The organism is Clostridium acetireducens DSM 10703 (assembly GCF_001758365.1).
In the GTDB taxonomy this organism is placed as follows: Bacteria; Bacillota; Clostridia; order Clostridiales; family Clostridiaceae; genus Clostridium_C; species Clostridium_C acetireducens.
The window spans coordinates 17,462-41,173 of the sequence record NZ_LZFO01000020.1 but is presented as its reverse complement, the minus strand read 5'-3'; the positions used below and the strand labels follow the sequence as shown (position 1 = coordinate 41,173).

The window sequence follows — 23,712 nt, the reverse complement described above, 5'->3', positions numbered from 1 at the left end:
ATTTTTATATGATTAAACCTAAAAAAGAACAAATAAAATAATTAATATACTTTGCAGATAAAAAATAATTAAAAATAATCTGTATAAAAATAATAAGCTAAGCCTCATAAAGAGAGTTTGGAAATAATTTGAATGAATTTTAGACACTCTTAGAATAAAAAATAAAAAAACTCCGTAATTCATCACAGGACGTGATGAGCCAATTTCCGCCCCAAGGACGGGGCATAAATTGGGTAGGAGTTTTTTTATTTTTTATTCTTAGAGTGTCTTAATGAAATGACTTATTTCCAAACTCTCTTTATGAGGCTTAGCTTATTATTTTTATACAGATTATTTTTAATTATTTTTTATCTGCAAAGTATATTAATTATTTTATTTGTTCTTTTTTAGGTTTAATCATATATTTTGAATCTATTACAAAAATTACTTTAGCAAAATTTATGAATTTTATTAGACTTAATTTTAAAAATATAATAATATTACCTTATGCAAAACAAACTTTTATTTTTTTAGAAAGGATGGTTACATGAATAAAATTAAAAATAAATATTTGTTTATTCCATTAATTACAGCTATACTATCCTTGTTTTTTTTAATTGTAAGTAGCACATTACTTGCAAAGGATAATTTTAGAAATTACACTAACTTTTTAAAGGACTTAAATGAGAAAAAAATTTCTAAAGTTTATATAACACAGTCTCCAAAAATAAATGTTAAGTTGCAAGATGGAACTATGTACGAAACAGATAATCCAAGAACAAGTAATTTTAAAGAAGAATTATTGAAAAAAAATGTAACCGTGTTAGAAAAATCTCCTACAAATTTAAAAATTTCTTTATCAATATCTAGTTTAATTATATCTTTAGCAGTTTTAATTACAATGCTTATAAAGTCTTCAAAAATAGCTTCTAAAGGTATACGTTCTGTAGATTCCCTGGAAATTGCTTCTGTAGAAAATAATAATCTTAATTTTGAAAATGTAGCTGGTAATGAAGAAGCCAAAGAAAGTGTTAAAGACATTGTAGATTTTCTAAAAAATCCTGAAAAATACACTTCTTATGGTGCAAGAATGCCTAAAGGTATTATTCTGTATGGTGAACCAGGTACAGGTAAAACTCTTATAGCAAAAGCAGTAGCTGGAGAAGCTGGAGTTCCTTTTTATGCATTATCTGGATCTGATTTTATACAAGTGTATGTAGGTGTTGGTGCTAGCAGAATTAGACAACTTTTTAAAAAAGCAAGAAATAATGGTAAAGCAGTTATATTTATAGATGAAATAGATGCTATTGGTAAAAAAAGACAAGGTTCTAATAGTGGTGGTTCAGAAGAAAGAGATCAAACTTTAAATGCTCTTCTTACTGAAATGTCTGGATTTAATGAAAAAGAAGGCATTGTAGTTATAGCTGCTACTAATAGATTGGACATACTAGACCCAGCTCTTTTAAGACCAGGAAGATTTGATAGACATATAGAAATTTCTCTTCCAGATATATCTGCAAGAGAAAAAATACTATGTTTACACTTAAAAAACAAACCTGTAAAAGATATAGATATTAAAGAATGGGCTAAAAAAACTGCTTATTTCTCTGGAGCTAAAATTGAAAGCTTAGTAAACGAATCTGCTATTTTAGCTTGTAAAGAAAGCAGTGAGTTTATTGAAAATTATCACTTAGATAAAGCTTTTTCTATAGTAATAGCAGGATATGAAAAGAAAAATAGAGACTTTATTAAAGAAAAAGATAAAAAAATAACTGCTTTCCACGAAGCAGGACATGCTCTTGTATCTCTTAAATTACTTCCAAAAGAAAAAGTATCAAAAATTACAATAATACCTAGTACAAAAGGTGCAGGGGGATATACTTTAAGCATACCTGAAGATTCTCTATATCAAAATAAAGACTATTTAAAAAAGAGAATAATGGTAATGCTAGGTGGTAGAGCTGCAGAAGAAATAATATTTGGAAAGGATTATATAACTACAGGAGCTTACAGCGATTTAAAGCAAAGCTCTAATATAGCATTTAACATGGTAAGCCGCTACGGTATGGGAGATACACTAGGTCTATTAAACATGGAAGAACTACAATCTCTAAACATGAACCAAGATAATATAATAAAAGAATGTAAAAACTTAATTGATACTCTATATAAAGAAACCAAATCATTAATACTAAAAGAAAAAAATATACTAGAAAAATTAACTACTGAACTTTTATCAAAAGAAACACTATACTACGAAGACATAAAAGGAATAAAAAATATTAAAAGTAAAAGTGAAACAAATGAAAAAACAGCTTAAAAAAATTATACAAAATTAAAGGAGTAGTAGTGTAATTACCACTTAAAGTGAATTTCACTCTTAAATTCTACACTTTAGAAAAACCATTTTGCTAAACTTTTCAAACTCACTGCGTTCAAACAGTGAAAAGTTCTTCACGCAAAATGGTTTTTCTAAAGTGAGAAATTTATAGAGCTTATTCAATACAGTGGCAATTACACTACTACTCCTTTAATTTTGTATAATTTTTTTAAGCTGTTTTTTCATTTGTTTCACTTTTACTTTTAACTCCCCACAATAAGAAAGAAGTTATAATTCCGCCAATAAGACCTCCTAAATGTCCAAAATTATCTACATTAGCTATAGAAAATCCTATTATTAAGTTTACAACTATAACTGATATAATATTTTTCATAAAACCTTTTCCTACTTGATTTTTCATTTTAAAAGAAAAAATTAAAGATGCTCCCAAAAGCCCAAATATAGCTCCTGAAGCTCCTATAGATACTCCATTAGAAAAGTAAAAACTAAAAATAGATGCCATAATTCCAGATGTAATATAAATTATAATGTACTTTACTTTACCAAAAGCTTTTTCTATAAAAGGTCCTATGGCATATAAAGCATACATATTTAATGTTATATGAAGAAGACCTCCATGTAAAAACATGCAAGTAAATAGTCTATAGTATTCTCCTTGAATTATAAGAGTGTTTACTTTTGCACCTAAAAAAATAAGCACATTTATATTACTATAAAATAAATTCTGTGAAAGCAGAGCAGTTATTATATATAAAAACACATTTGTTATTATTAAAAATTTTGTAACATTGGGTAGAGTTTCTTTTTTTCTCTCTTTTAATTTCATTTTTTCATAATTAATATAATTCATTGCATAATTAAATTCTAATGCAAAACTTTCAACATCTGAAGAGTAAAATAACATTTTTCCTTGAATATAATTTACAAGTAAAGAAGAATTAGCTACAATACCCCAATTAAAATTTTCAATACCTACTAATGTTCCATTTTCTAATTTTAAATTCTGGCTTAAAAATACTTTTACTACTTTTATATTAGTAGTATTAAATTCTGCCATTAAACTTCTCTTTAAATTATATTCATCAATATTTTCACCATTTTCTAAAGATACAAACACCATAAATACTAATTTTTCATCTATTTTTTTCATAGCAGCCCAGATGCTGCTTAATCCGTAATTAGATTTTAATTCTATTACAGCATATTTATATATAGAACATAACTTTTCTATAATACTTTTAATAAAAAATTCCATGTATTCTACCTACTTTACTTTTATTTATATAATAGATTCTATAACTATATTTGGATTTTTTAGAAGATCTATTTCATAAAAAGAAGAAGAATAAGTATTTCCTAAAATTCTCACCACTGGTCTATCTGGAAAATTTTCATTTTGCCTAACTACATATCCTTCTTCTTTATTAGATAATTTCACTCCACAGCCTAAAGGATAAATAGCAAATGTTTCCTTAAATTTTGTACCAAATCTTTATCAAAACTTGTTCCTGCTCCTGATAATATTAATTCATAAGATTCATTGGGACCAAATCTTTTTCTATAAGATCTATCAGTACTTACTGCATCATACACATCACATATAGAAACTATTTTTGCAAATTTTGAAATTTCATTTCCTTTTAATCCATAGGGATATCCTCTCCCATCTATTCTTTCATGATGTTGTTCTACTATATCTATTATAGGATAAGACATTATAAAATTTTTTTTTAGCATTTCTCCTCCATATATTGTGTGATTTTTTATTTCATTAAATTCCTCATCAGTTAATTTTCCCTTTTTGTTTATTATTTTAATAGGAACTTTTGTTTTACCTATATCATGCAAAACAGCACCTATTCCTAATTCTCTTAATTCATATTCATCTAATCCAGAAGAAATTCCTAAAAAAGCTCCCATAACGCATGTATCTAAACAGTGAAGGTATGTATAATTATCGTAAGTTTTTATATCATATAAACTTTTATTCACATCGCCTAAATCAATTATATAATTTATTAGTTCTTCTATAGATACTAAAGATTCTCTTATTTGTTTACCTCTACAAGAATGTATACCCTTTACTACATTAGACATACTTTTCATAGTAACTTGTTTTAATTCAGTAAGTTTTTCATCTTCCACTTCTATATCATCTAATCTATCATCTTCTACATATATATAAAATACTCCCATACTTTTTAGCTTTTTTATATAATTTTCTGTTAGTTTTATGCCGCCTCTTAATAAAATTTTACCATCACTGGTTAATATACTTTTACCTAAAATATCATTTTCTTTTACTCTATTAATAAACTCAAGTCTCATATTAATTACTCCTCAAATGTTTATTTATAATATTCTTCTTTTCCCTCTATACTTTTAAATACATTTTTAATTTCCTCATTTATAATTAAACATAATTTCTGTAATTTACTTTCCATTATACTATAGTCATCCTCATATTTAAATGTCACTTTCCAAGTAGGATTATATTCATCTTCTATATCTTCAATATTATATTTATTTTTAATAAAGTCTTCTTTATTAAATAAATCAAATATAGCAGAGTATTCCCAATCTTCTACATCTTTGTCTGTATCAAAATATACATTTACTAGTTCTCCATCATAGAACATCTTTTTAATATATTCTGCTCCATCTCCTACTGAGTAACTAGCTATTTCTTTTACTAAAAAATTAGTTTCTTTATCTTTTTCCATTAAAACCAAAGAAGAAAAATCCATTTTTATACACCTCTTTTATAATTTAGTTATTTACAATTAATGGTAAATATAGTATTATGTTTATGGAATATATTGTAAGGGAGATAATTATATGAAAAAAAAAGTTATTATATTTTTTATATTTACAATATCTATATTTATAATTAAATACAAATATACTTATTATAAATGTAGAAATATAAATTACGCTGCAGAAAATTACTTAACTAAAGGCTTTTTTAATAAATATAAAATTTATGGTATAAATCGTTCACAAATTAAATTTTCTGATGGTAAAACTGCAGTAATTCAAATAGAAGGTATATCAAAAAAGACTCCTAGAAGAAATGTTAGCTATAATCTATTTTTAGAAAAAAATCAAAATCAAATTTGGAAAATAAAAAAAATATATAAAAATTCAAATTAATTACTTGTTTTTAACTTTGCAGTCTTTACAAATACCTTTTAATTTTAAATTTATTTCATTATCCATAATAGTAAAGCCTGTTTTATTCTTTATTAATTCTTGAATTTGTTGCATAGGACAATCTATTTCTATTTCTTTATGACATATTTTACACTCTAATTTATGCTTATGATTTTGTTCTTTTATTATGTAATTATATCGTCCACTGCCTAAATCAAATTTACTTACAATGCCTTTAATTTCAAAAAGATCTAAAGTTCTATACACTGTAGATAAATTTATAGTTACATGATTTTTTTTACACTTTTCAAATATATATTCTACACTTATGCTATCTTCATTTTCCATAAGTATTTTTAGTATATTTATTCTTGATTTAGTTATTTTTATACAATTATTTTTTAATATTTCTTTAGCCTCCATGTAAAATCACCTTGTTTCTATTATATCACAATATTAAGTGTACTTACCTATAATTATCAAAATATAATCATTTTTAGCCCAAATATAACTAATATAATCCCACCTATAAAATCAGCATACTTGCTAATTATGTCTACTTTATTTAAATATTTAGATATAATAAAAGCAATTCCACTAACTATAAATGTAACTAATCCTATAAACAATGTATATTTAAACACAATTAAATTATTAATTATATTATTCAATACAGTAAATCCTATAACTACAGCATCAATGCTTACAGATATACCTAATATAAAATACATTTTAGGATTTAAAAATATATTTTCAGATTTTTTTTCAAATCCTTCTTTAAACATTACAATACCCACTATAGTTATTACTACTCCTCCTATTAGCTTAGGCATAGAAGCTATATATGTATTAAATAAAAATCCTGCATAAGATCCTATGTAAGAAAAAAGAAATTGAAAAAAACCAAAGGATAAAGAAAATAATATTTTATTTTTTAATGCCACTTTTCTATCTAATCCAACACTTAAAGCCACTCCAAAAGCATCTAAGGATAAAGCAATTGCTATAATAAATAAAGAATAAAATGTCACACTACATCCAACCTTTCAAATATATGACTAATAATAAATATTCCCTTTACTAAGTAAATTATTACACTTTTAAAACTAGATAAGAAATAAATTTTAAAGAATGTAACGTGGAATTTATTGCTTAAACGTCAATGAAATAAAATATGCTGTAGTAGTAGTGAATTTGTGGCTTAAGAAATTTCACTCTTTAATTCTAAACTGTATAAAAATCTATTTTACTAAACTTTTCAAACTCGCTTCGCTCAAACAGTGAAAAAGTTCTTCACGTAAAATAGCCTTTTATACAGTAAGAATTAATAGAGTAAAATTTATACAGCCACAAATTCACTACTATTACAACATATTTTATTTCATTGACTTTTAAGCATTAAATTCCACGCTACATTTTTTAAAATTTATTTCATCTTGGTTTTCTATTTTAGTGTTAAATTCAAAATTGTGTAATACTGCTTTTTTAGGATTTATTTTCAAACCCTTTGTATCAAAAGAAGTAGACGCAATAATATTGCCTTCAGCGTCCTTTATTGTTATAGGTAATTTTTCTATTTCTACAACTTTGTTAGCTGCATTTCTTATAATTAAAGTAACTACTATATTGTTATTTGAATTTATACCTACATTAAATTTAGAAAGACTAACTTGTCCTTGTTCTATTTTAGGAAGATTTCCTAAAAAATTATTAAATACTTGAACTACTTCAGGTTTCATATCTTTAGGTAAATTTTCATATTCAAATTTTTCATATTTCACTGCTTTTATATTAGTATTAAAAACAACTTTCCAATCATCTGTAGGAATTTTATTTACAAATATATTTTCTTTATCAAATAATAATTTATAAGGTCTTGCTGAATAAGGCTCTAGATCTCCAAAGTCTCTTAAATCAAACACTTGCTTAGCTAGTACTTCATTTTTACTATTTATTAAACTAAAAGGAATATATTCAAAATTTATCTTTTTTGAAAATCCATTTCTTATATATATTTTTACTTCCAATCCTTCTACTGTATCAAAAGCATAAATTCCAGCTACATTTATATCTCCCTCTTTTACTGGCACTAATTCATTTAATTCTTCTTCTAATAGTTCCTTTTGAACGCTCGAAACTATATCTTCATCATTATCTTTTAAAGAAAGTTTTAAATTCACTTCCTTTTTTTTATTAGTCATAAAAGTGTACCTCCAAAATTATTTGTATATATTTTCTGTATTATTTTTATTTGCTGCTTCAAAGTAAACTTTCCAGTCACTTAAATCCATGTCTCTATCTAATTTAACATCCATAGGAAAAACAAAATGACATATTCTAGCTTTACAAGGCAATATAGATAAGTTGTCCATTTTAAATACATTTGAAGCCATTAAAATATTATTTTTATCTGTTACTGTTACAGGAATTTCTTCTACAGATATATGCTTATTAGAACCATTTCTTATTACAATAGTAACTAATATATTTCCTTCTTTATTTATACCTATACTAAATCTATCTAGTGTTATATCTCCTTGTTTTAAAGGTGATAAATTATTTAAAAATTCATAATACACTTTTTTGCTTTCTTCTGGCATATTCTCTGGAAGGTTTTCATATTCAACAGAAACATAAGTTGTAGCCTGTACTTCTTTATCAAAAGTTATTTTCCAATCATCTATAGGAATTTTATCTACTAATAAATTATCTTTATGAAAGTTTAATTTATAAGGTCTTGCCCCTCCAGCTGGAACTAATCCTACTTTCTCCAAATTAAATGTTTCACGAGCTAACACTTCATTTTTATTGTTTAGTAATAAAAATGGCACTTCTGTAAAGTTAATATTTTTATTTAAGCCGTTTCTTATATATACTTTTACTTCAATATATTCTCCTGTATCATAAGCATATACTCCATGAACACTTACTTCTCCTTCTTTTATTGGAGGAAGCTGTGATATTTCTTCTTCTAACACTTGTTTATGTACATCTGAAATTATATCATTATATTTGCCTAGTAAAGAAAGTTCTGTCTTTACTTCTCTTCTTTTACTATTACTCATTGGGTATACCCTCCCTAATATATAATCTATGGTAAATATTATAATATTACCAATTTATAAAATCAACAACCATTTAATGTTAAAATATCTTTAATATAAATACAGCTGTTGACAAAATACATTGTCAACAGCCTAATCAAAAAACTATTGCACAGTTAATAATTTATTATTCTATACCAATAACCATAAAATCTTTACTATTTATGTATTCTGATATAGTACTTAAATCCTTTTCCACTTTTTCTTTTATAACACCTGTAGAACCTATAATTATAATATTAGTATATTTATTCATATTGTATTCAATGAAATCATTAGCTGCCTTTTGTTGAGCTTCATTAGCACCAAGTCCCCCTAAAACCACTGGTGATCCTGTTTTAGCAGCAGCTGCTGAAGCTACTAGTGCATCCGCAAAGTTTTTAACACTATCATTTCCACCAGAAGCTAAATATATATTGTCAAACTCAAGTTGGTCTTTGTAATAATTTAATACTGCTAAATTTGTTTCAAATCTATTTGCACCCTTGGCAATTCTTGTACCATTAACAGCATTTACAATAGAATCTGGCACTACAGCTTCTCCTCCTACTGCTTGTACCTTTAAATCAAAATCCTCAATTACATCTTTTACTGATTTATCTATTCCACTAGAACTAGTTATAAGTACTGGTGCATTTAATTTAGCTGCTATAGAAGCTACACTTAAAGCATCTGAATATCCATCTTTTCCATTTACTAATATAGCTTCCTTAGCATCTGTTCTCTTTATAATCTCTCTTGCAACTACTGCATTAGTATCAAATCTAGTTCCACCTTTTTTTGCTAATCTTTCTACATTAAAATCTTTGTCCTTTAATTCTTTAACTATTTCTTCCTTAACAACGCCTTCTCCGCCAACTATATAAATATTTTTAGCACCTAATTTATTAATTGTATCTAATACATCTTTCTCTAAAGTTTCTCCCTTTGTTAAAAGTATTGGAGCTTTTAAATTTTTAGCTAAAGGTGTAGCACTTACTGCATCCGCATAGCCTGTACCATTTACAAGTACTACATTGTCAGAACTTCTGAAAATTTCTTCTGCTACCTTTTCTGCTGTGGTATATCTATCCCCTCCACCTTTTCTATTTACTGAAGCTGCTTTTACACTAGAAAAAGAAAAAGCTAAACTTAATCCTATTCCTAAAACAGCCGCATTTAAAAATTTCTTATTAAAAAGCATTATAAAACACCCTCCCCTTATTTTTTTAATATTACTTATTTTGAATATTCATAAATGGTTTTCCACTGCAAATAAGTTATATCTGCATTTTTTACTTTAGTAGTATTACCTAAAAATCTAAAAATCCAAAACTTTGTTTCCCCAGATTTTAAAGTTAAATTATTTAACACTCCAAAATATCCTGAAGTTATTATTTCTTCATTTCTATCTTTAAGCTCTATTCCACTAACTTTTATATCATGAACATCATAGTTAAAACCATTATGAACATAAGCTTCCATAACCAAAGTTCCATCATTATCATAATAAACATGTCTTGGACTTATAGATATAGCACCTTCTTGCTGCTGTGCCTTTTCACTAAAGTACTCATTACCACCTAATATATTTTGTGAAGAATAGCTTACAGAACCTAATCCCCCTAACATAAACTGCAAATTATATTTACTGCTATCTAAATAAGCCTTTTGAGGTCTTATATGATTATCATCTACTAACAATACAGGAGAATTATATTTAGCTGCTAAAGCACTTCCAGACAAAGCATCAGGAAAATTCCTTCCAGAGCTTATAAAAACAGCATTGCTATCTAAAGAAAAATACTTACATACATTCATAGAAGTTTCATATCTATCTTTTCCTTGAATTCTAACTAAATTTTTATCATTTAAATAAGGAAGCATATTTTTCAAATTTGAAACATTCTTATCTGAAAAAGAACCAACCCCTCCTATTATATATACGGTGGAAGGTTTCAAATTCTTTAATAAAATTTCTCCAGCATTAGGTATATTATCTGTATTAGTTAATACAATAGGATACCCCTTGCAAGCTGCAGCACTAGATACACTCAATGCATCAGGAAAATTATTTCCATTAGCTAATATTACTGGAGTTCCTTCCTTAACATTTAAATAATCTACAATAGCTTTGTTTGTAAAAAACCTATCCTTACCATAAAGTCTTTCTATATTTTTATATCCTAAAGAATTTAAATGTTTTACAAAACTACCTTCTATAGAACCTTCTCCACCAAGTATGTATACTGTACCGCTTTTATTTAAATGAGTTTTTATATACTCTACAGAAACCTTGCTATTATTAAAATCTTTATCCATAAGAAGTATAGGACAATTTAATTTTTTAGACAACACACTTCCTGATAAAGCGTCAGGAAAATTCCTTCCACTGGCTACAACTATACTATTTATTTCATCTTTACTATAAGCTGTAGCTATTTTTGAAGATGTTTCATATCTATCCATACCATATATCCTAGTTTGTTTTATGCCCTCTGCTTTTGATGTAGTATTTATACTAAATGCTAAAGCTAGTGTGCATAAAGAAGAAATTATTGCTTTTTTCATAGTACACCTCCATTTTATTCTATTGAAATATAATAAATAGAAAAATATTAAACTAATAGTAATTATACCATATTGTTATTGGGTTTGACTATGTGTGTGAGTAATTGGTAAATATTAAAAATCTGTGCATTTACAAGTACACAGATTTTTAATGTAAAATTATTTATTATATTTTTAGAGTTTTTCTTTTATAAAGCATAATAGCTATTTTAAAATTATATCAAGTAATTTTTCAAGTTTATCTATTGAATCTATCCTTAATGTCTTTTTAAAAACTGATTGTAAAGCATCTATATTATCTATTTTTGCAAGTTTATCATATATAGACTTTGGTACAATATCAAATTTTTCATCTATAGTTTCTTTAATCAGATTTCTTGTAGTTTCTTTAGTTGCTTCTTTAGCTGCTTCTTTGGCTGCCTTTTCTGCCGCTTCTCTTCTCTCTTCTTCTACCCATTCATTATATATAGGTGAATTCATAAGCATATCCCTCCTTACATACTTTTTAACTAAATTATTTGTAAATTTTTCTCCTGCAAGTATGGACATTACAGCAAGTAAATCTGCTTGAAATGCTATATTTTTAACTGTATTAATTGTGCATATGGTTATTTTATAATCTAAATATTCTTAAGGATTAATATTTAATATAAATCTTTCATCTGATATATTAAGTTAATACTAATTTATATCTTATCACATTTTTAATGCTTTTTTTATTGCATTTCTAAACGCTTTATTTGTTATATTAGATAAACTCTGCGAAAAAACTGTAGTATAATAAAAATATAAAATAAATTTTAGAAAGGTATGATGATTAAATGTATTTTTTGTATAAAAGTAATTATCCTGAATTAATAGATAAAGAAATTTTCAGATGCATAAAATCTAATTGCATTGATCAATGTTTAATAAATAAAATTAAATTAAGATACAATTGCCATTATCAAAAAAGTGTTTTAAATCTAAAATTGAAGGATGAAATATCTGACATAGATAGATATTTTTCTTTTCTAACTATATCAATTTCCATACTTTCCGCAGTCTACACAATTTTAGCTACTATAGTTGTAAAGGAGGCTTTTGGAAAAATACTTGCTGTATTAGGACTACTACTTACTTATTTTCTTTTAAATATGTATTATAAAAAAGTAAATTTACATTATAGATATTTCAAAATAATTATGGAAATTATGCATGAAAATATTGACTAAAAATTAAAATATTTAGATTTCATCATTAATTTAACACATAAAAATACACATAGCCATATAATTAACTATGTGTATCTTAATTTAATATAATAATTCTATTGACAAACTATTTCTGCATTATCGTTATCTTTACTTACATCAAGAGTTCCTTCTCCTACCTTTGTAACTCCATCTTCTTTATAAAAAACTATTTTAACATTAGATCCAGTTAAAATCATAACATTATCTTTTCCCATTTCATATAAAGTATCATAATCTTCTACTTTAAATTTCTTTATTTCTGGCATAGTATCACATTTTATTTTCACACCTTTAAACATAGGCATATAAGGTGAAACCATTACACTAGCACTAGCTGTAAATTCTTTCTTTTCTACAACTTTAAACTCCTTTGCTACCTGCTTTTTTAATCCATTTCCTTTTTTAGGTTTAATAGAATCTCTTATTACAATTTTATAGCTTTCTCCTATTTTGTATCCATTTACAGGTGGCTTTATTCTTACTGTTCTATCATCTACTTTTTCAATATTTTCTGTTATTATAACATTGTTTTTTAAACTAGACACCCATATGTTCCTTTTAGTACTTGTGAAATCTATTGCCTTATTAAACTTAACAGTCCAAACTTTATTAACATCATTTATAGTTTCACTTTCCATTACTTTATCCATAGCATATGCTTTACCTACTATAAAAAACAAAAATATAAAAGTTCCTAAAAACACTTTTATTATTTTTTTATTTAGAACTTTCATTTTCCCCCTCCTCTAACTGTTTTTTGCTATTAGACATATCTGTTTGCTTAGATTGAATATCTTTATTTTCATTAGGGGTTTCTATATAAACTTTAGCATAGGCATTTATTGTATTGTTTTTTACAAATTTAGCTAAAACCTTATTTTTAACTATAACCTTTACTGCTGCTTTAGCTTCAAATAATTTCTTAGTTTGCTCAACTATACCTTGATAAATATCCATACCTATTGTTTCAATTTCATCAAAATCAAAAACAATATCCAAAGGCTCTACAAATAATAAACCAGATATAGCTGTATCTAAAAGCTCTAATCCTTTTAAATCTATATCTTCATTTATTTTAACTACAAAAACTCCTTTTTCATTTTTTATAGAAAAATACTTTTTTTGTTCTTTCATTTCTTTTATTTTTTCTTCAATTGTAGGAGCTTTTTCACATTCATATTTATTTTTTAAAACAGCATCTATTCTCTCTAAAAGTTTTTCTGAAGTAATTGGTTTTAATATATAATGCTTAGCTCCAGCTTCTAGAGCATCTATTACTAAATCTCTTTGCTCTAAAGAACTTACAATTATAACATTTGCCTTAGGATATTCTTTTAAAATTTTTCTAGTTACTTCTATTCCGCTCATACCTGGCATATTAACATCCATAGTAACTAAATCTGGGTGGCATTTTTTATATTCTAAATAAGCCTGTTGTGCATCTTCTGCCTCTGCTATAACAGTATGTCCACCTCTAGTCAATACAGATCTTAAATTTACCCTCATTATAGCTGAATCGTCAACAACCAATATATTAGCCATAACTACACCCCTAGTTATTATTTTTTATTCTTGTTAATGACAAATAGTTATGCATATTTGCTAAATTTGAGAAGGAACGTTAGCATTCCTTCTCAAATTTATTTTATTACTTGTTCTTGAAAAAAATTTACCAAGTAAACTAGTTTGTTACTTCTACCTTTGATACTGTGCTTATTGTTTCTGCTGTTTTTGTTCCTGTTGCAGCATTATTAGTATTAGTTATTACGCAATAATAGTAGAATGTTCCTGCAGTGTCTACTGGCACACTATATGTTGCACCTGTTGCTCCAGTTATTTTTGTTGCATTTTTTTTCATTGAATCATCTGCTTTATACCATTGATAGCTTACTGTTCCACCATCAGTTACTGTTGCTGTGGCATCTAATGTCACTGATGTTCCTTTTGGTGTTGTTTTATCTGTTAAATCTGTTGTAATAGCTGGTACTACTGCATTCACTCCTTTTCCTATATTCTCTTCTTTTATTGTTAAAGTAATGGATGCTGAAGGTAATGTATTACCTGTTCCTTTATATCTAACTAATATATTTTGACCTGCCTTTGAATTTACCTCTGTACTTTTTGCTAAACAATCATTCCATGTAGTTCCATTATCTAAACTATATTGCATTCCAGCTTCAGTACCATCTAATTTAATCATACCAACACTTGCATCTGATGCAAATGAAACATTTGGAATTGTATTATTTGTTATTAAATTAACTTTATACGGATCTGATGCAAAATGATTAACACTAGTAGTAGTAATAGTATATGCTTTTCTTCTTACCTCAAACATTGCAGTTACTTTGTCTTTATCATTATCTTGTAATGTTCCAACATTATCTTTAAATCCAGTCCATTGTCCACCATCTATTCTATATTGGTAATTTGTAGATGTAGTATCTGTAGCAAATCCTGAACATTTTCCATCAGTAAAACTAAATGTTATTCCAGATGGTTTATCTGCTGAATCTTTTATTACCGGTATAACTTTAGCCACAGAAGCTGGAATATCATTATCTGCTTTGTATCTTACCCAAATTCCATATTGAGGATTTAAACTTTCTATTTCATCTGTTGTTAGTACGTAGTTATCTTTTGGAATTTGCTTATATCCGCTCGGACCAGTTAAACTATATTCCATAGTTGTTTTTGAGTCATTTAACACATTATTAGTAAATGAGAATGTAACACCTGGTGCATCCTTTATGCTAGCATCATTTTTAATTGTAAAGTTAACTACACTACTTGTGCTATCTTCTGCACCATTTAATTTATTTGTAGTTGTAACTTTAAGTGTATAAACACCATTAATATCAATAGTTTTTGTTGTGTGATTAGTAGGAGCTAAAGCTACCTCTACAGGGAAACCGCTTATGCCTATAAGTTCAACTTTAGCATCAACTTTAGTATAGTCTGCTACTATAAGAGGAGTTACTGATTTATATATACCTTCATTAGCCAATACTCCACCATCTGCTCCTTTATTAGTTATATGGATTTTAGCTGGTTCCACAGGTGTTCTGTCTATAATAAAGTATTTATCAGTAGAGGTTATTGCCCCTGTTTCCATATTTTTAACAGTTGCTGTCATTTTATATAATCCTTCTTGTGTAATAGTAAGTCCCTGTCTTACAGGAATTTGTTCTGAAGCAGTAAAATCACTATTTACTATTACCTTTGATTTTAATTCCTCAATTTCAACATTTTCTTCTGCACCTGTGCTATCTTTATAATAAATATCACCGTTTTTCTTGTAGTAAGGTAACTCTACTCTTTGTAGTCTTGCATCTACCTCTGTTCCAAAATTATTGTTCCAATTTGGAGTAACTTGATAATAAACATCTACTTTCTTTTTATCTTTAGTTTCTAATGTGATTCCCTTATTTTCCTTTATTACAATCTGTGCTGGTGCAGGTTCTGCATTATTTACTTTAAATTTAACTACAGTAACAGCAGTTCCACTTCTACCATTTACAGTTTTAGTTTCTGTTAAAACTACAGCATAAACTTTATCAACATCATATTTAAATACCTGTTTATCATCTTTTTTCTCAGTAGAATCAATATTTAATTCTTGTCCACTCGTAATTCCAGAACCTGTAACTTCTGTCCATTCAAGCGGATCTTTATTAGGATCATATATTCTTACAGAAGCTTTTATATTAGTATTACTTGCATCCCAAGTTGGCGTTGGTTTTTTGTTCCCTGAATAAGTTTCCCCTTCAGTTACACCTGTTAAAATCGGTGGTGCAAATAATGCAAAAGCTTTAGGTTTACTACTTATTACTGTTCCACTTCCTTTAATTTTAACCCATACTTGCATATAACTATTTATCATTACAGGTGTTATTCCTGATTTACAATTATTCCATTGTTCTAAATCTGTTGGTGGATTTTTCCCTTCATCATTAGCATAAGCAAACTGCATACTTGTATCAGTTCCAAGTATAACTCCTGCTTTGTAATCTATTCCTACATATTCTGGAATTTTAGCCCTACTTATTCTTATAGGTTCTGAAGGTTCACTATTATTATCATCTCCATCTCCCGGCTTAACAAGTCTTAAAATCATATCACTTCCAGAATTTCCTTCTATCTTATTTTCAAATTTAACATCAGAAGTGTCCTGTTTCATACTAACTGTACCATCAATCTTTACATCGATATCAAACTTAATTGGTAAAACCTTGCCCGATGTAGGTTTTCCATCCCCACTACTATCCCAATTAACTTTGCTATCATCTATTATAGAAGCATCATATAAATATCCTATATATTTTTGTCCAGCTTTTAATCCATTTATAGTGTTATTTTCAGCATCTACTACAAAACCTGAAGGCGCTTCTGGTTTATAAGGAACTAAAAGTTTTCCACCTTCTGCTTTATCTTTCTTAGTTACAGTTACAGAAACACTTCCGCCTAATGGATCTAAATTTAATCCTGTTATTATTGCTACTCCATTTTGCCCAGCTTTTGCCACCTTTGGTTTTTGTGAAATTCCATCATACACACTTATGATATCATTCGGTTCAAGATTTAAAACCTTAACATAATCTTTATTTCCTACAACATTTGTAATTTGAACATTGTTAGGATCAAGCATACCTGAACCAATAGCCACTTGTAGATTAACCTTTGTTGTGTAACCTAAAACTGTTCCTGAATAAGTGTACACTCCATTTTTTATCGAAGGTTTACTCTTGTCCCAATTTACTACTAATTGTTTTATACTGTTATCACTCATTATAGCTGATACCCTATCTGGAAAATTAAATTTTGATATATCATCTATAGTAATTAAAGGAATTTCATTAACCTTAACTACTTTGTCATCTAGTTTTGGCTTTTTAATAGGCTCTCCTTTTACAGAACCATCTAACTCTATAGGTATTCTGCTCATTTTACCTGATTTTACATAATATATATATCCCTTATTTTGATTATTTTCACTATCTGTATCTGCTACATTTATATATTCCACTGCATCATCAGAAATTTTATATCCATTTCCATGGTTATCAGCTTTGTATAGCTTTCCTCCATCTATGAAACTGCTATAATAAACATTACCTTCTTTGTCTACAAATATTTCTGTAATTTTATCCTGAACAGGTGTCATTGCAGAATCCTTGCTTCCTTTTTTAACCACATTACTTATAATATTCATTGGATAATCTGAATCTTTAACTCCTCTGTTATTATATAGTTTTCCATCTACTGATGTATAATAAACATTATTTGGACTTACTGCATTTATATAGTTTGCAGGTATATCACTTAACCTTTCTGATGGAAAAGCAGGATCATCTAATCTTATTCTGTATAACCTGTTTCCTGATGAAATACTGCTATAAAATGCTGTATTACCTACAACATTTAAATATTTTGCAGAATCTCCTGATATTTTTTTATTTCCTTTTGAATCCATCAAATATACTTTACCGCCATCAGAATGATTTATATAGTATATTTTGTCTCCCACAACATTTATACAAGATGCCATGTCATTACTTATTTTTTCTCTTTGTGTCCCATCTATTCTTACTCTATATATTCTTCCTCCATCATTATAATTACTATAATATACCCAATTTCCAACTACATTTATATATTTTGCTTTATCATCACTTATTAAGCAATCTTGTGTACCATCTACACTTTTTTTATAAATCTTATCTTTATCTGCTGAATTAGAATAATAAATCCAGCTTCTGTCTGAATCTACTGCTACAAACCCATTGTTAATAATATTGGATGAAATATTGCCAGATACACCTAATATATCTGTGCTAATTCCAGTAGAACGTAATTCTACTGCAATTGTTGAATTATTATCTAAACTAAAAGTTCCATATGCTACAGGATTTTTATTGCTATCATATATAGTTATTGTTTTTCCACTGCCCCCAACACTTAAAGAAGTTACAAAATCATTTAAATAAACAATATTAGAACTATTAATACCGACATTAGTAGTCCTACCTTCTGTTATTGAATAGTAAGTAGCATCTTTTATGCCGAATATATTTCTTACTCTTAAAGTTACTAATTGCATGCCAATACTTGTCGGAACATTCTTATAGGTAATATCTAAAATTAAATTTCCATTTGATGAACCATCTGATATTTTAGTATCCACATACTTATTATCTGAACCTGCTACATATTTAGTAGTGTTTCCATATGGGTCATAATTGGTTAATGTATTACCTACTCTTAATATTATTTGTTCCTCTGATAATGTGGAACCAGTAAATATATCTTTAGCATTTCCATCGTTATCTACAAAAAATAAAGCATTTAAATTATTCATTAACTGTTGATTAATAGCAGATATATTTTTTGTTACATAGTCCATACTATATACTTGATTGCCTACCATAATAGATCCTTTTGGATTCTTAGGTAATTCCGCATAAACAGTAGTACCTAATCCAACAATAATAGCTGCCATAGCAACTAACACTTTGGTTTTCTTCATTTCTCACCCTCCATTTAATATTTATAATTAACATAGTCTTTTAAACTTAATTTTTAATATAGAGGAGCAGTTACATCTGCTCCTTTTATATTAAAGACCTTAACGTCTAACTTGCAATGTAACCATAATAGGATTACTAAAATGATTAATTGTTGCTCTTACATAGTAATTTTGAGAATCTCCAATATCTATATATGGAGGATCCCATAAAAGCACATTTACTTTCTTAGTTGTTCTAGTATGTCCATCTGGTCCAATTATAACTGCTCTTAACTTTTGTGTTGCATTAGACATATCATAGACTCCAGAACTTTCTATAGGTATAACTGCTGGTACAATATTAGTGCCATTATACTCAGTTGTGATTCCTAAAATCTTAGGAATTATTCCAATTGTAGCTTTAACCTTTTTATTTCCTCCTATAGTTCCTTCTAAGGTAACCTTAGCAACTCTGCAATCATCTATATTGTCAGCATCTACAAATGTAGTATCAATATTTATAGATCTTGTCCAAGTAACTTGTGCAGGTTTCTTTGTATCAGGGTCTATTACTGTAGTTGGATATGGATCTCCTTGAACTATTGGTTCAAGTTCACCTATATTTTTAATGCTTTCACCTGGATTTTCTGGATTATCTGGGTTAGTTGGATTGTTTGGATCGTCTGGTTTAGTTGGATATATAGGATCATTAGGATCTATACCATTTTCATCTCTAACTATAAGCATAAGTGAAACTTTTTTATTGTATCCTTTTACTATACCTTCATAAATATATACACCATCATAGTATTTATATTTCTTCTCAGTTCCCCAACTAATAGCTACTCCTTTCTTTGAATTATCTTGCATTGTAGCTGTTACAGCTCTTGGTAAAGTAAAATCAGACTTTTTATCTACTATATATTTTAAATTATTTATACTTTTTATATTTTGGCCATACTGTTGTTTAATAGTTAAAGTCAACTTAATCTTCTTACTATATCTATCTACAGTACCTAAAAATTCATAAATTCCTGGTTTCTTTTGAGTTCCATAATCCCAGCTAACATCCACATCTCCTAAGCTTCCATCGCTCATAGTAGCTGTAACTGTGTCTGGTAAATTATAAGAGCTTCTAGTTTCTGCTTCTGCTTTAATATCATCTATTTTGTCTGGTATAGGTTTTACTATTAAAGTAAGTATTATATCCTTGTTATAATCCTCAATAGAACCTTTAAAAGTGTATATGCCTGGTTTTGTAGTGTCTATTTTTTTTAGATTCCAATCAACTGGCATTTCTTTTTTTGAATTATCTGATGCTGTTATAATCATGGTTTTAGGTGGTGTAAATTCTTCATTTTGATATATATTTTTAACTATATTATTAACGTCTGCTACTTCTAATGGTAAATCTTTAGATGATTGTATTACTGAACTATTTACTACTGCTGGTCCCCCTAAAACTCCTATTTCATTTATAACTTGAGATTGTAAAAATCTTTTAGAAGGTTCTGGCATAGTATTATCTACTAATAGTATTGGCACTGCATTTTGTGCTGCTAAAGCAGAACCAGCTAAGGCATCAGCATAGTCTTTTCCAGAGGCTATGTATAAGTTATTTAAATTTAATTCATTTTTAAAAGCATTTATTATTTGAACATTTTTATCATACATTCCTCCTTCTGCTATTCTTTTACTATTAGGAATTTTTTTAATTAAATTGTCATTTATAAAGTCTTTTCCGCCTATTACATAAATTTGTTCTGCCTTTTTTTGCTTATCTAAATACTTCATTACATCATCAGGTATATAATTTTTTTGAGCTAATATTATAGGCATTTGTTTTAAAGCTGCTATTGGTGCTATAGATACTGCATCTCCAAAAGATGTGCCATCTACTACTGCAATTTGCTTGGATTTTCCAACCTTTCCTGCTACTAAAAGAGCTGTTTCATATCTGGTTTTTCCTCCTAATCTAGTAACCTTTATGCCCATAGATTTTATTCCGTCTTCTACATTTTGGTATATTACTCCTTTTCCACCTATAATAAATACATTTTTAACTCCAAGTCTTTTAAGTTCTACAGAAGTAAAAGGACTTAGTTCATTTTTAGGTGTTAAAAGTATAGGAGCTTTATATTTAGATGCTAAAGGTGCTGCTGTTATAGCATCTGGGAAGTTTTCTCCATTTACTATTACTGCATAATTGGATTTTTCCTTCCAACCTTCTTTAGAAATACTTGCTGCAGTTTCATATCTAGTTTGTCCATAAATTCTCTTTACAGAAGGTGCTGCAGAAACCTTTGCTGCTGATGTTATACATAATGCTGTTATTATTAATGCTGTTAATTTCTTTTTATTCAAAATTACACCTCACTTTTTTGCTAATCTTGAAATAATATTGAATCTACTATATTAAAAAATTCTCTTAATTTATAATATTTATCCTTTTTATCTATTACTTTTTTTAATTCTTTTTTATTGTCTTTTAAATCTTCTTCTATATTTTCTATTTTATCTTCATTAGAGTAAATTCTTTCTCTTATAAGCTGTTCTTTTTTATTTTCTAAATTTTCTCTTTGTTCTTCTAAGTAATTTAATTTTGAACTATAGTATTTATATCTGTATTCTGCATAAGTTGCATTTATTTTATTTCTAATTTCTCTTTTTTCTTTTTCTTTTAATGCCATACTAAGTTGTTGTTCTAAATCTCTAATTTCTTTATTCATATTGTATTCTTGATTTGTTAAGTTGTACTGATTTTCCGTATTTTTTAAGCTTTCTTTTATTATAGTTCTAAAGCTTATTGTAAAGCCTTCATCTCCTATTTCTCTAAGTAATTCACTTCGTATTTTAGATAATCTATTTAGCTCTTTTACAAAATAGTAGTCACTACAAGAGTGATACAATACTTTATAAGGATTATAAGTATTGTTATACTTATTTTCAAAAAGTTGTATTTGTTCCTCAGAAGTACCATCTAAATCATCATAATCTTCTGAGTTTGAATCTTCTAGATAAAAATCTTTTTCATCTAATTTTTTATAAAATCTAGATATAGCATCGTAGTTTGATATTTCATTTCCGTTTAAATATAAAATTCTTATTTTATTTAAATTTTCTAAAGGTCTTATATCTATTATTTCATTGTATTTTAAGCTTAATTCTCTAATATTAGTTAAATTTCTCAAAGGAGTTATATCTCTTATTTCATTGTCTTCTAAATATAAATACTCTAGATTTTCTAAGTTTTCTAAAGGAGTTATATCTTTTATTTTATTATCATTTAAAGTTAATTTCTTTAAATTATAACATTTTTTTAATTCATCTATATTTTCTATTTCTCCGCTAATTAATTCAAGTTCTGTTAAACAATTTAATTTAGTTAAAGGCTCTAATTTCTTTATTTTACTATAATTTAATTTTAAAGTTTTTAAATTTTTCAGTTCTTCTATGCCATCTAATTTTTCTACTCTTCCATATACTTCTAAAGAAGTTATTTTTAACACATCACTCCTATATATATTACCATAATGTTTTCCTACTTCATTTTCAACTGCCCATTTTAATTCATCATCTGAAAAAGACACTCTGCCATCTACTATACCTTCATTTCCAGCTATTTCAGTAACAGCACTATCTGGTATTGCTCCGTATCCTCCTAATATTTTTATTTTTTCTGCATTTTTTTCATGAATTAGCTCTTGAGCTTTTTTTGTATCCCAAGGATTAATAATAACAACTGGTGATTTTTCTTTAGCTGCAGCTGCTGCTCCTGCTAAAGCATCTGGAAATTTTTCTCCTGAAGCAATGTACATATTTTTACAATGTAATTCATCATTAAATTTATTAATTACATTGGCATTTCTGTCGTATTTGCTATTGCCCGCTATTCTATCTACATTATCAAATTCCTTAACTACATTATCGGATATTATATTATGGTCTCCAACTACATAAGTGTTTCTAAACTTTTTATTTTTTATAACTTCCTTAGTTACATTAGGCAAATGATCCTTTGGAACTAAAAGAAGAGGTCTTTTATCTCTAGCTGCAATAGGTGCTATAGATATAGCATCTGCAAAGTCTTCTCCTGTAGCTAAATATATAGTTTTAGAAATTCCCACCTTTTCTGCTACCTTAGTAGAAGTTTCGTATCTATCTTTTCCTTCAAATCTCTCTGTAATAAATCCTAAATTATTTAATTCGTTTTCTACATTTTGTGATACTACACCTTTACCTCCTATTATAAAAATCCTTCTTACTTTAAGGTCTATAAGTCTTTTTCTTGTACTTATATTTAAATAATTTGTATCTGTATAAAGTATTGGTGCATCGTATTTTCTAGCTAAAGGAGCTGCACTTAAAGCATCTGGAAAGTTAGTTCCATTTACTAACACTGCATAATAAGATTCCTTCCAATGCTCCTTCGATATTTCTACAGCAGTTTTATACCTATCCTCTCCCCATATCCTCTTTCTTTCTATGTATTTTGCCTGAACTTTATTACCTATTGTTACAGTACTACCTATGAAAATAAGAATTGAAATAATTAAAGCTTTTTTATTTTTTAACATATATGCTTTTCCTCTCTTTTTAAAATTATCCTCTACTATTTGTATTCGTAAAGTAAAAAGAAAAATTAAGCTCTTTTTTTTACTTATTGACTTTTCTGAATTTTTATGCTAATTTATGTATGAATAATTAAATATTTATTTCGGGCAACAAGTACTAGGGGAGACTGTATAGATAGTCTGAGAGTAGGATGTTATCCTTTACCCTCATAACCTGATTTAGTTAATGCTAACGTAGGGATGTAATTTGTTAAACTTCGCAAATTCTCTA

17 protein-coding genes, 1 pseudogene and 1 riboswitch are annotated in these 23,712 nt (G+C 27.3%); of the genes and pseudogenes, 3 read left to right on the top strand and 15 right to left on the bottom strand.

Annotated elements, in window-relative coordinates:
• Window positions 1-526: 526 nt before the first annotated feature.
• Window positions 527-2,299, top strand: coding sequence for an ATP-dependent metallopeptidase FtsH/Yme1/Tma family protein (locus CLOACE_RS07465; protein ID WP_070110480.1), 1,773 nt, complete (start codon window positions 527-529; stop codon window positions 2,297-2,299).
• 229 nt (window positions 2,300-2,528) lie between these two features.
• Here CLOACE_RS07465 and CLOACE_RS07460 read toward each other — a convergent pair whose 3' ends face one another.
• From CLOACE_RS07460 to CLOACE_RS07450, 3 genes and pseudogenes are all read right to left on the bottom strand, one after another.
• Window positions 2,529-3,575: a rhomboid family intramembrane serine protease gene (locus CLOACE_RS07460; RefSeq protein ID WP_070110479.1), complete on the bottom strand. Its 1,047-nt coding sequence runs from the start codon at window positions 3,573-3,575 to the stop codon at window positions 2,529-2,531.
• A gap of 24 nt (window positions 3,576-3,599) precedes the next feature.
• A pseudogene (locus tag CLOACE_RS07455) lies at window positions 3,600-4,648 on the bottom strand (HD-GYP domain-containing protein).
• Between the two features lie 20 nt (window positions 4,649-4,668).
• Window positions 4,669-5,067 carry a DUF6762 family protein gene (locus CLOACE_RS07450; protein WP_070110478.1) on the bottom strand — a complete coding sequence of 133 codons (399 nt, stop codon included), beginning with the start codon at window positions 5,065-5,067 and terminating at the stop codon, window positions 4,669-4,671.
• A 91-nt stretch (window positions 5,068-5,158) separates the two neighbouring features.
• Between CLOACE_RS07450 and CLOACE_RS07445 the strand changes: the two genes are divergently transcribed.
• On the top strand, window positions 5,159-5,473 hold the full coding sequence (locus CLOACE_RS07445; protein WP_070110477.1) for a hypothetical protein: 315 nt from the start codon (window positions 5,159-5,161) through the stop codon (window positions 5,471-5,473).
• Here CLOACE_RS07445 and CLOACE_RS07440 read toward each other — a convergent pair whose 3' ends face one another.
• The 7 genes from CLOACE_RS07440 to CLOACE_RS07410 form a co-directional block, all read right to left on the bottom strand.
• Window positions 5,474-5,896, bottom strand: a complete 423-nt coding sequence (locus tag CLOACE_RS07440; protein ID WP_070110476.1) for a Fur family transcriptional regulator — start codon at window positions 5,894-5,896, stop codon at window positions 5,474-5,476.
• 56 nt (window positions 5,897-5,952) lie between these two features.
• A complete protein-coding gene (locus CLOACE_RS07435) occupies window positions 5,953-6,504 on the bottom strand; it encodes a manganese efflux pump MntP (RefSeq protein WP_070110475.1) in 552 nt (183 codons plus the stop codon).
• Between the two features lie 360 nt (window positions 6,505-6,864).
• Window positions 6,865-7,674 carry an SLAP domain-containing protein gene (locus CLOACE_RS07430; protein ID WP_070110474.1) on the bottom strand — a complete coding sequence of 270 codons (810 nt, stop codon included), beginning with the start codon at window positions 7,672-7,674 and terminating at the stop codon, window positions 6,865-6,867.
• Between the two features lie 18 nt (window positions 7,675-7,692).
• The gene (locus CLOACE_RS07425; RefSeq protein WP_070110473.1) at window positions 7,693-8,538 is read right to left on the bottom strand and encodes an SLAP domain-containing protein; all 846 of its coding nucleotides are present in this window, start codon (window positions 8,536-8,538) and stop codon (window positions 7,693-7,695) included.
• 166 nt (window positions 8,539-8,704) lie between these two features.
• Entirely contained in the window at window positions 8,705-9,760 is a 1,056-nt protein-coding gene (locus CLOACE_RS07420) for a cell wall-binding repeat-containing protein (RefSeq protein WP_070110472.1), read from the bottom strand.
• A 35-nt stretch (window positions 9,761-9,795) separates the two neighbouring features.
• Window positions 9,796-11,127 carry a cell wall-binding repeat-containing protein gene (locus CLOACE_RS07415; protein WP_070110471.1) on the bottom strand — a complete coding sequence of 444 codons (1,332 nt, stop codon included), beginning with the start codon at window positions 11,125-11,127 and terminating at the stop codon, window positions 9,796-9,798.
• Between the two features lie 204 nt (window positions 11,128-11,331).
• On the bottom strand, window positions 11,332-11,607 hold the full coding sequence (locus CLOACE_RS07410; protein ID WP_070110470.1) for a hypothetical protein: 276 nt from the start codon (window positions 11,605-11,607) through the stop codon (window positions 11,332-11,334).
• Window positions 11,608-11,948: 341 nt separating this feature from the next.
• Here CLOACE_RS07410 and CLOACE_RS07405 point away from each other — a divergent pair, with 341 nt between their 5' ends.
• The gene (locus CLOACE_RS07405) at window positions 11,949-12,341 is read left to right on the top strand and encodes a hypothetical protein (RefSeq protein ID WP_070110469.1); all 393 of its coding nucleotides are present in this window, start codon (window positions 11,949-11,951) and stop codon (window positions 12,339-12,341) included.
• A 95-nt stretch (window positions 12,342-12,436) separates the two neighbouring features.
• Here the strand turns inward: CLOACE_RS07405 and CLOACE_RS07400 are convergent, their stop codons facing one another.
• The 5 genes from CLOACE_RS07400 to CLOACE_RS07380 form a co-directional block, all read right to left on the bottom strand.
• Window positions 12,437-13,096 carry an Ig-like domain-containing protein gene (locus CLOACE_RS07400; RefSeq protein ID WP_070110468.1) on the bottom strand — a complete coding sequence of 220 codons (660 nt, stop codon included), beginning with the start codon at window positions 13,094-13,096 and terminating at the stop codon, window positions 12,437-12,439.
• Window positions 13,080-13,904 (bottom strand): response regulator, encoded by an 825-nt coding sequence (locus tag CLOACE_RS07395; protein ID WP_070110467.1) that lies wholly within the window; start codon window positions 13,902-13,904, stop codon window positions 13,080-13,082. Before CLOACE_RS07395 ends, CLOACE_RS07400 begins: the two co-directional genes overlap by 17 nt.
• Window positions 13,905-14,043: 139 nt before the next feature.
• A complete protein-coding gene (locus tag CLOACE_RS07390; protein WP_070110466.1) occupies window positions 14,044-18,888 on the bottom strand; it encodes a DUF5050 domain-containing protein in 4,845 nt (1,614 codons plus the stop codon).
• 99 nt (window positions 18,889-18,987) lie between these two features.
• Entirely contained in the window at window positions 18,988-21,231 is a 2,244-nt protein-coding gene (locus tag CLOACE_RS07385) for a cell wall-binding repeat-containing protein (RefSeq protein WP_101495404.1), read from the bottom strand.
• Between the two features lie 20 nt (window positions 21,232-21,251).
• Entirely contained in the window at window positions 21,252-23,444 is a 2,193-nt protein-coding gene (locus CLOACE_RS07380) for a cell wall-binding repeat-containing protein (protein WP_070110464.1), read from the bottom strand.
• 146 nt (window positions 23,445-23,590) lie between these two features.
• A riboswitch (TPP riboswitch) is annotated at window positions 23,591-23,699 on the top strand.
• Window positions 23,700-23,712 lie beyond the last annotated feature (13 nt).

Bases quoted from the DNA above. Each gene is read 5' to 3' on its own strand.
- CLOACE_RS07465 (WP_070110480.1), top strand. From the start codon at position 527: ATGAATAAAATTAAAAATAAATATTTGTTTATTCCATTAATTACAGCT.
- CLOACE_RS07460 (WP_070110479.1), bottom strand. From the start codon at position 3,575: ATGGAATTTTTTATTAAAAGTATTATAGAAAAGTTATGTTCTATATAT.
- CLOACE_RS07450 (WP_070110478.1), bottom strand. From the start codon at position 5,067: ATGGATTTTTCTTCTTTGGTTTTAATGGAAAAAGATAAAGAAACTAAT.
- CLOACE_RS07445 (WP_070110477.1), top strand. From the start codon at position 5,159: ATGAAAAAAAAAGTTATTATATTTTTTATATTTACAATATCTATATTT.
- CLOACE_RS07440 (WP_070110476.1), bottom strand. From the start codon at position 5,896: ATGGAGGCTAAAGAAATATTAAAAAATAATTGTATAAAAATAACTAAA.
- CLOACE_RS07430 (WP_070110474.1), bottom strand. From the start codon at position 7,674: ATGACTAATAAAAAAAAGGAAGTGAATTTAAAACTTTCTTTAAAAGAT.
- CLOACE_RS07425 (WP_070110473.1), bottom strand. From the start codon at position 8,538: ATGAGTAATAGTAAAAGAAGAGAAGTAAAGACAGAACTTTCTTTACTA.
- CLOACE_RS07420 (WP_070110472.1), bottom strand. From the start codon at position 9,760: ATGCTTTTTAATAAGAAATTTTTAAATGCGGCTGTTTTAGGAATAGGA.
- CLOACE_RS07415 (WP_070110471.1), bottom strand. From the start codon at position 11,127: ATGAAAAAAGCAATAATTTCTTCTTTATGCACACTAGCTTTAGCATTT.
- CLOACE_RS07410 (WP_070110470.1), bottom strand. From the start codon at position 11,607: ATGAATTCACCTATATATAATGAATGGGTAGAAGAAGAGAGAAGAGAA.
- CLOACE_RS07405 (WP_070110469.1), top strand. From the start codon at position 11,949: ATGTATTTTTTGTATAAAAGTAATTATCCTGAATTAATAGATAAAGAA.
- CLOACE_RS07400 (WP_070110468.1), bottom strand. From the start codon at position 13,096: ATGAAAGTTCTAAATAAAAAAATAATAAAAGTGTTTTTAGGAACTTTT.
- CLOACE_RS07395 (WP_070110467.1), bottom strand. From the start codon at position 13,904: ATGGCTAATATATTGGTTGTTGACGATTCAGCTATAATGAGGGTAAAT.
- CLOACE_RS07390 (WP_070110466.1), bottom strand. From the start codon at position 18,888: ATGAAGAAAACCAAAGTGTTAGTTGCTATGGCAGCTATTATTGTTGGA.
- CLOACE_RS07380 (WP_070110464.1), bottom strand. From the start codon at position 23,444: ATGTTAAAAAATAAAAAAGCTTTAATTATTTCAATTCTTATTTTCATA.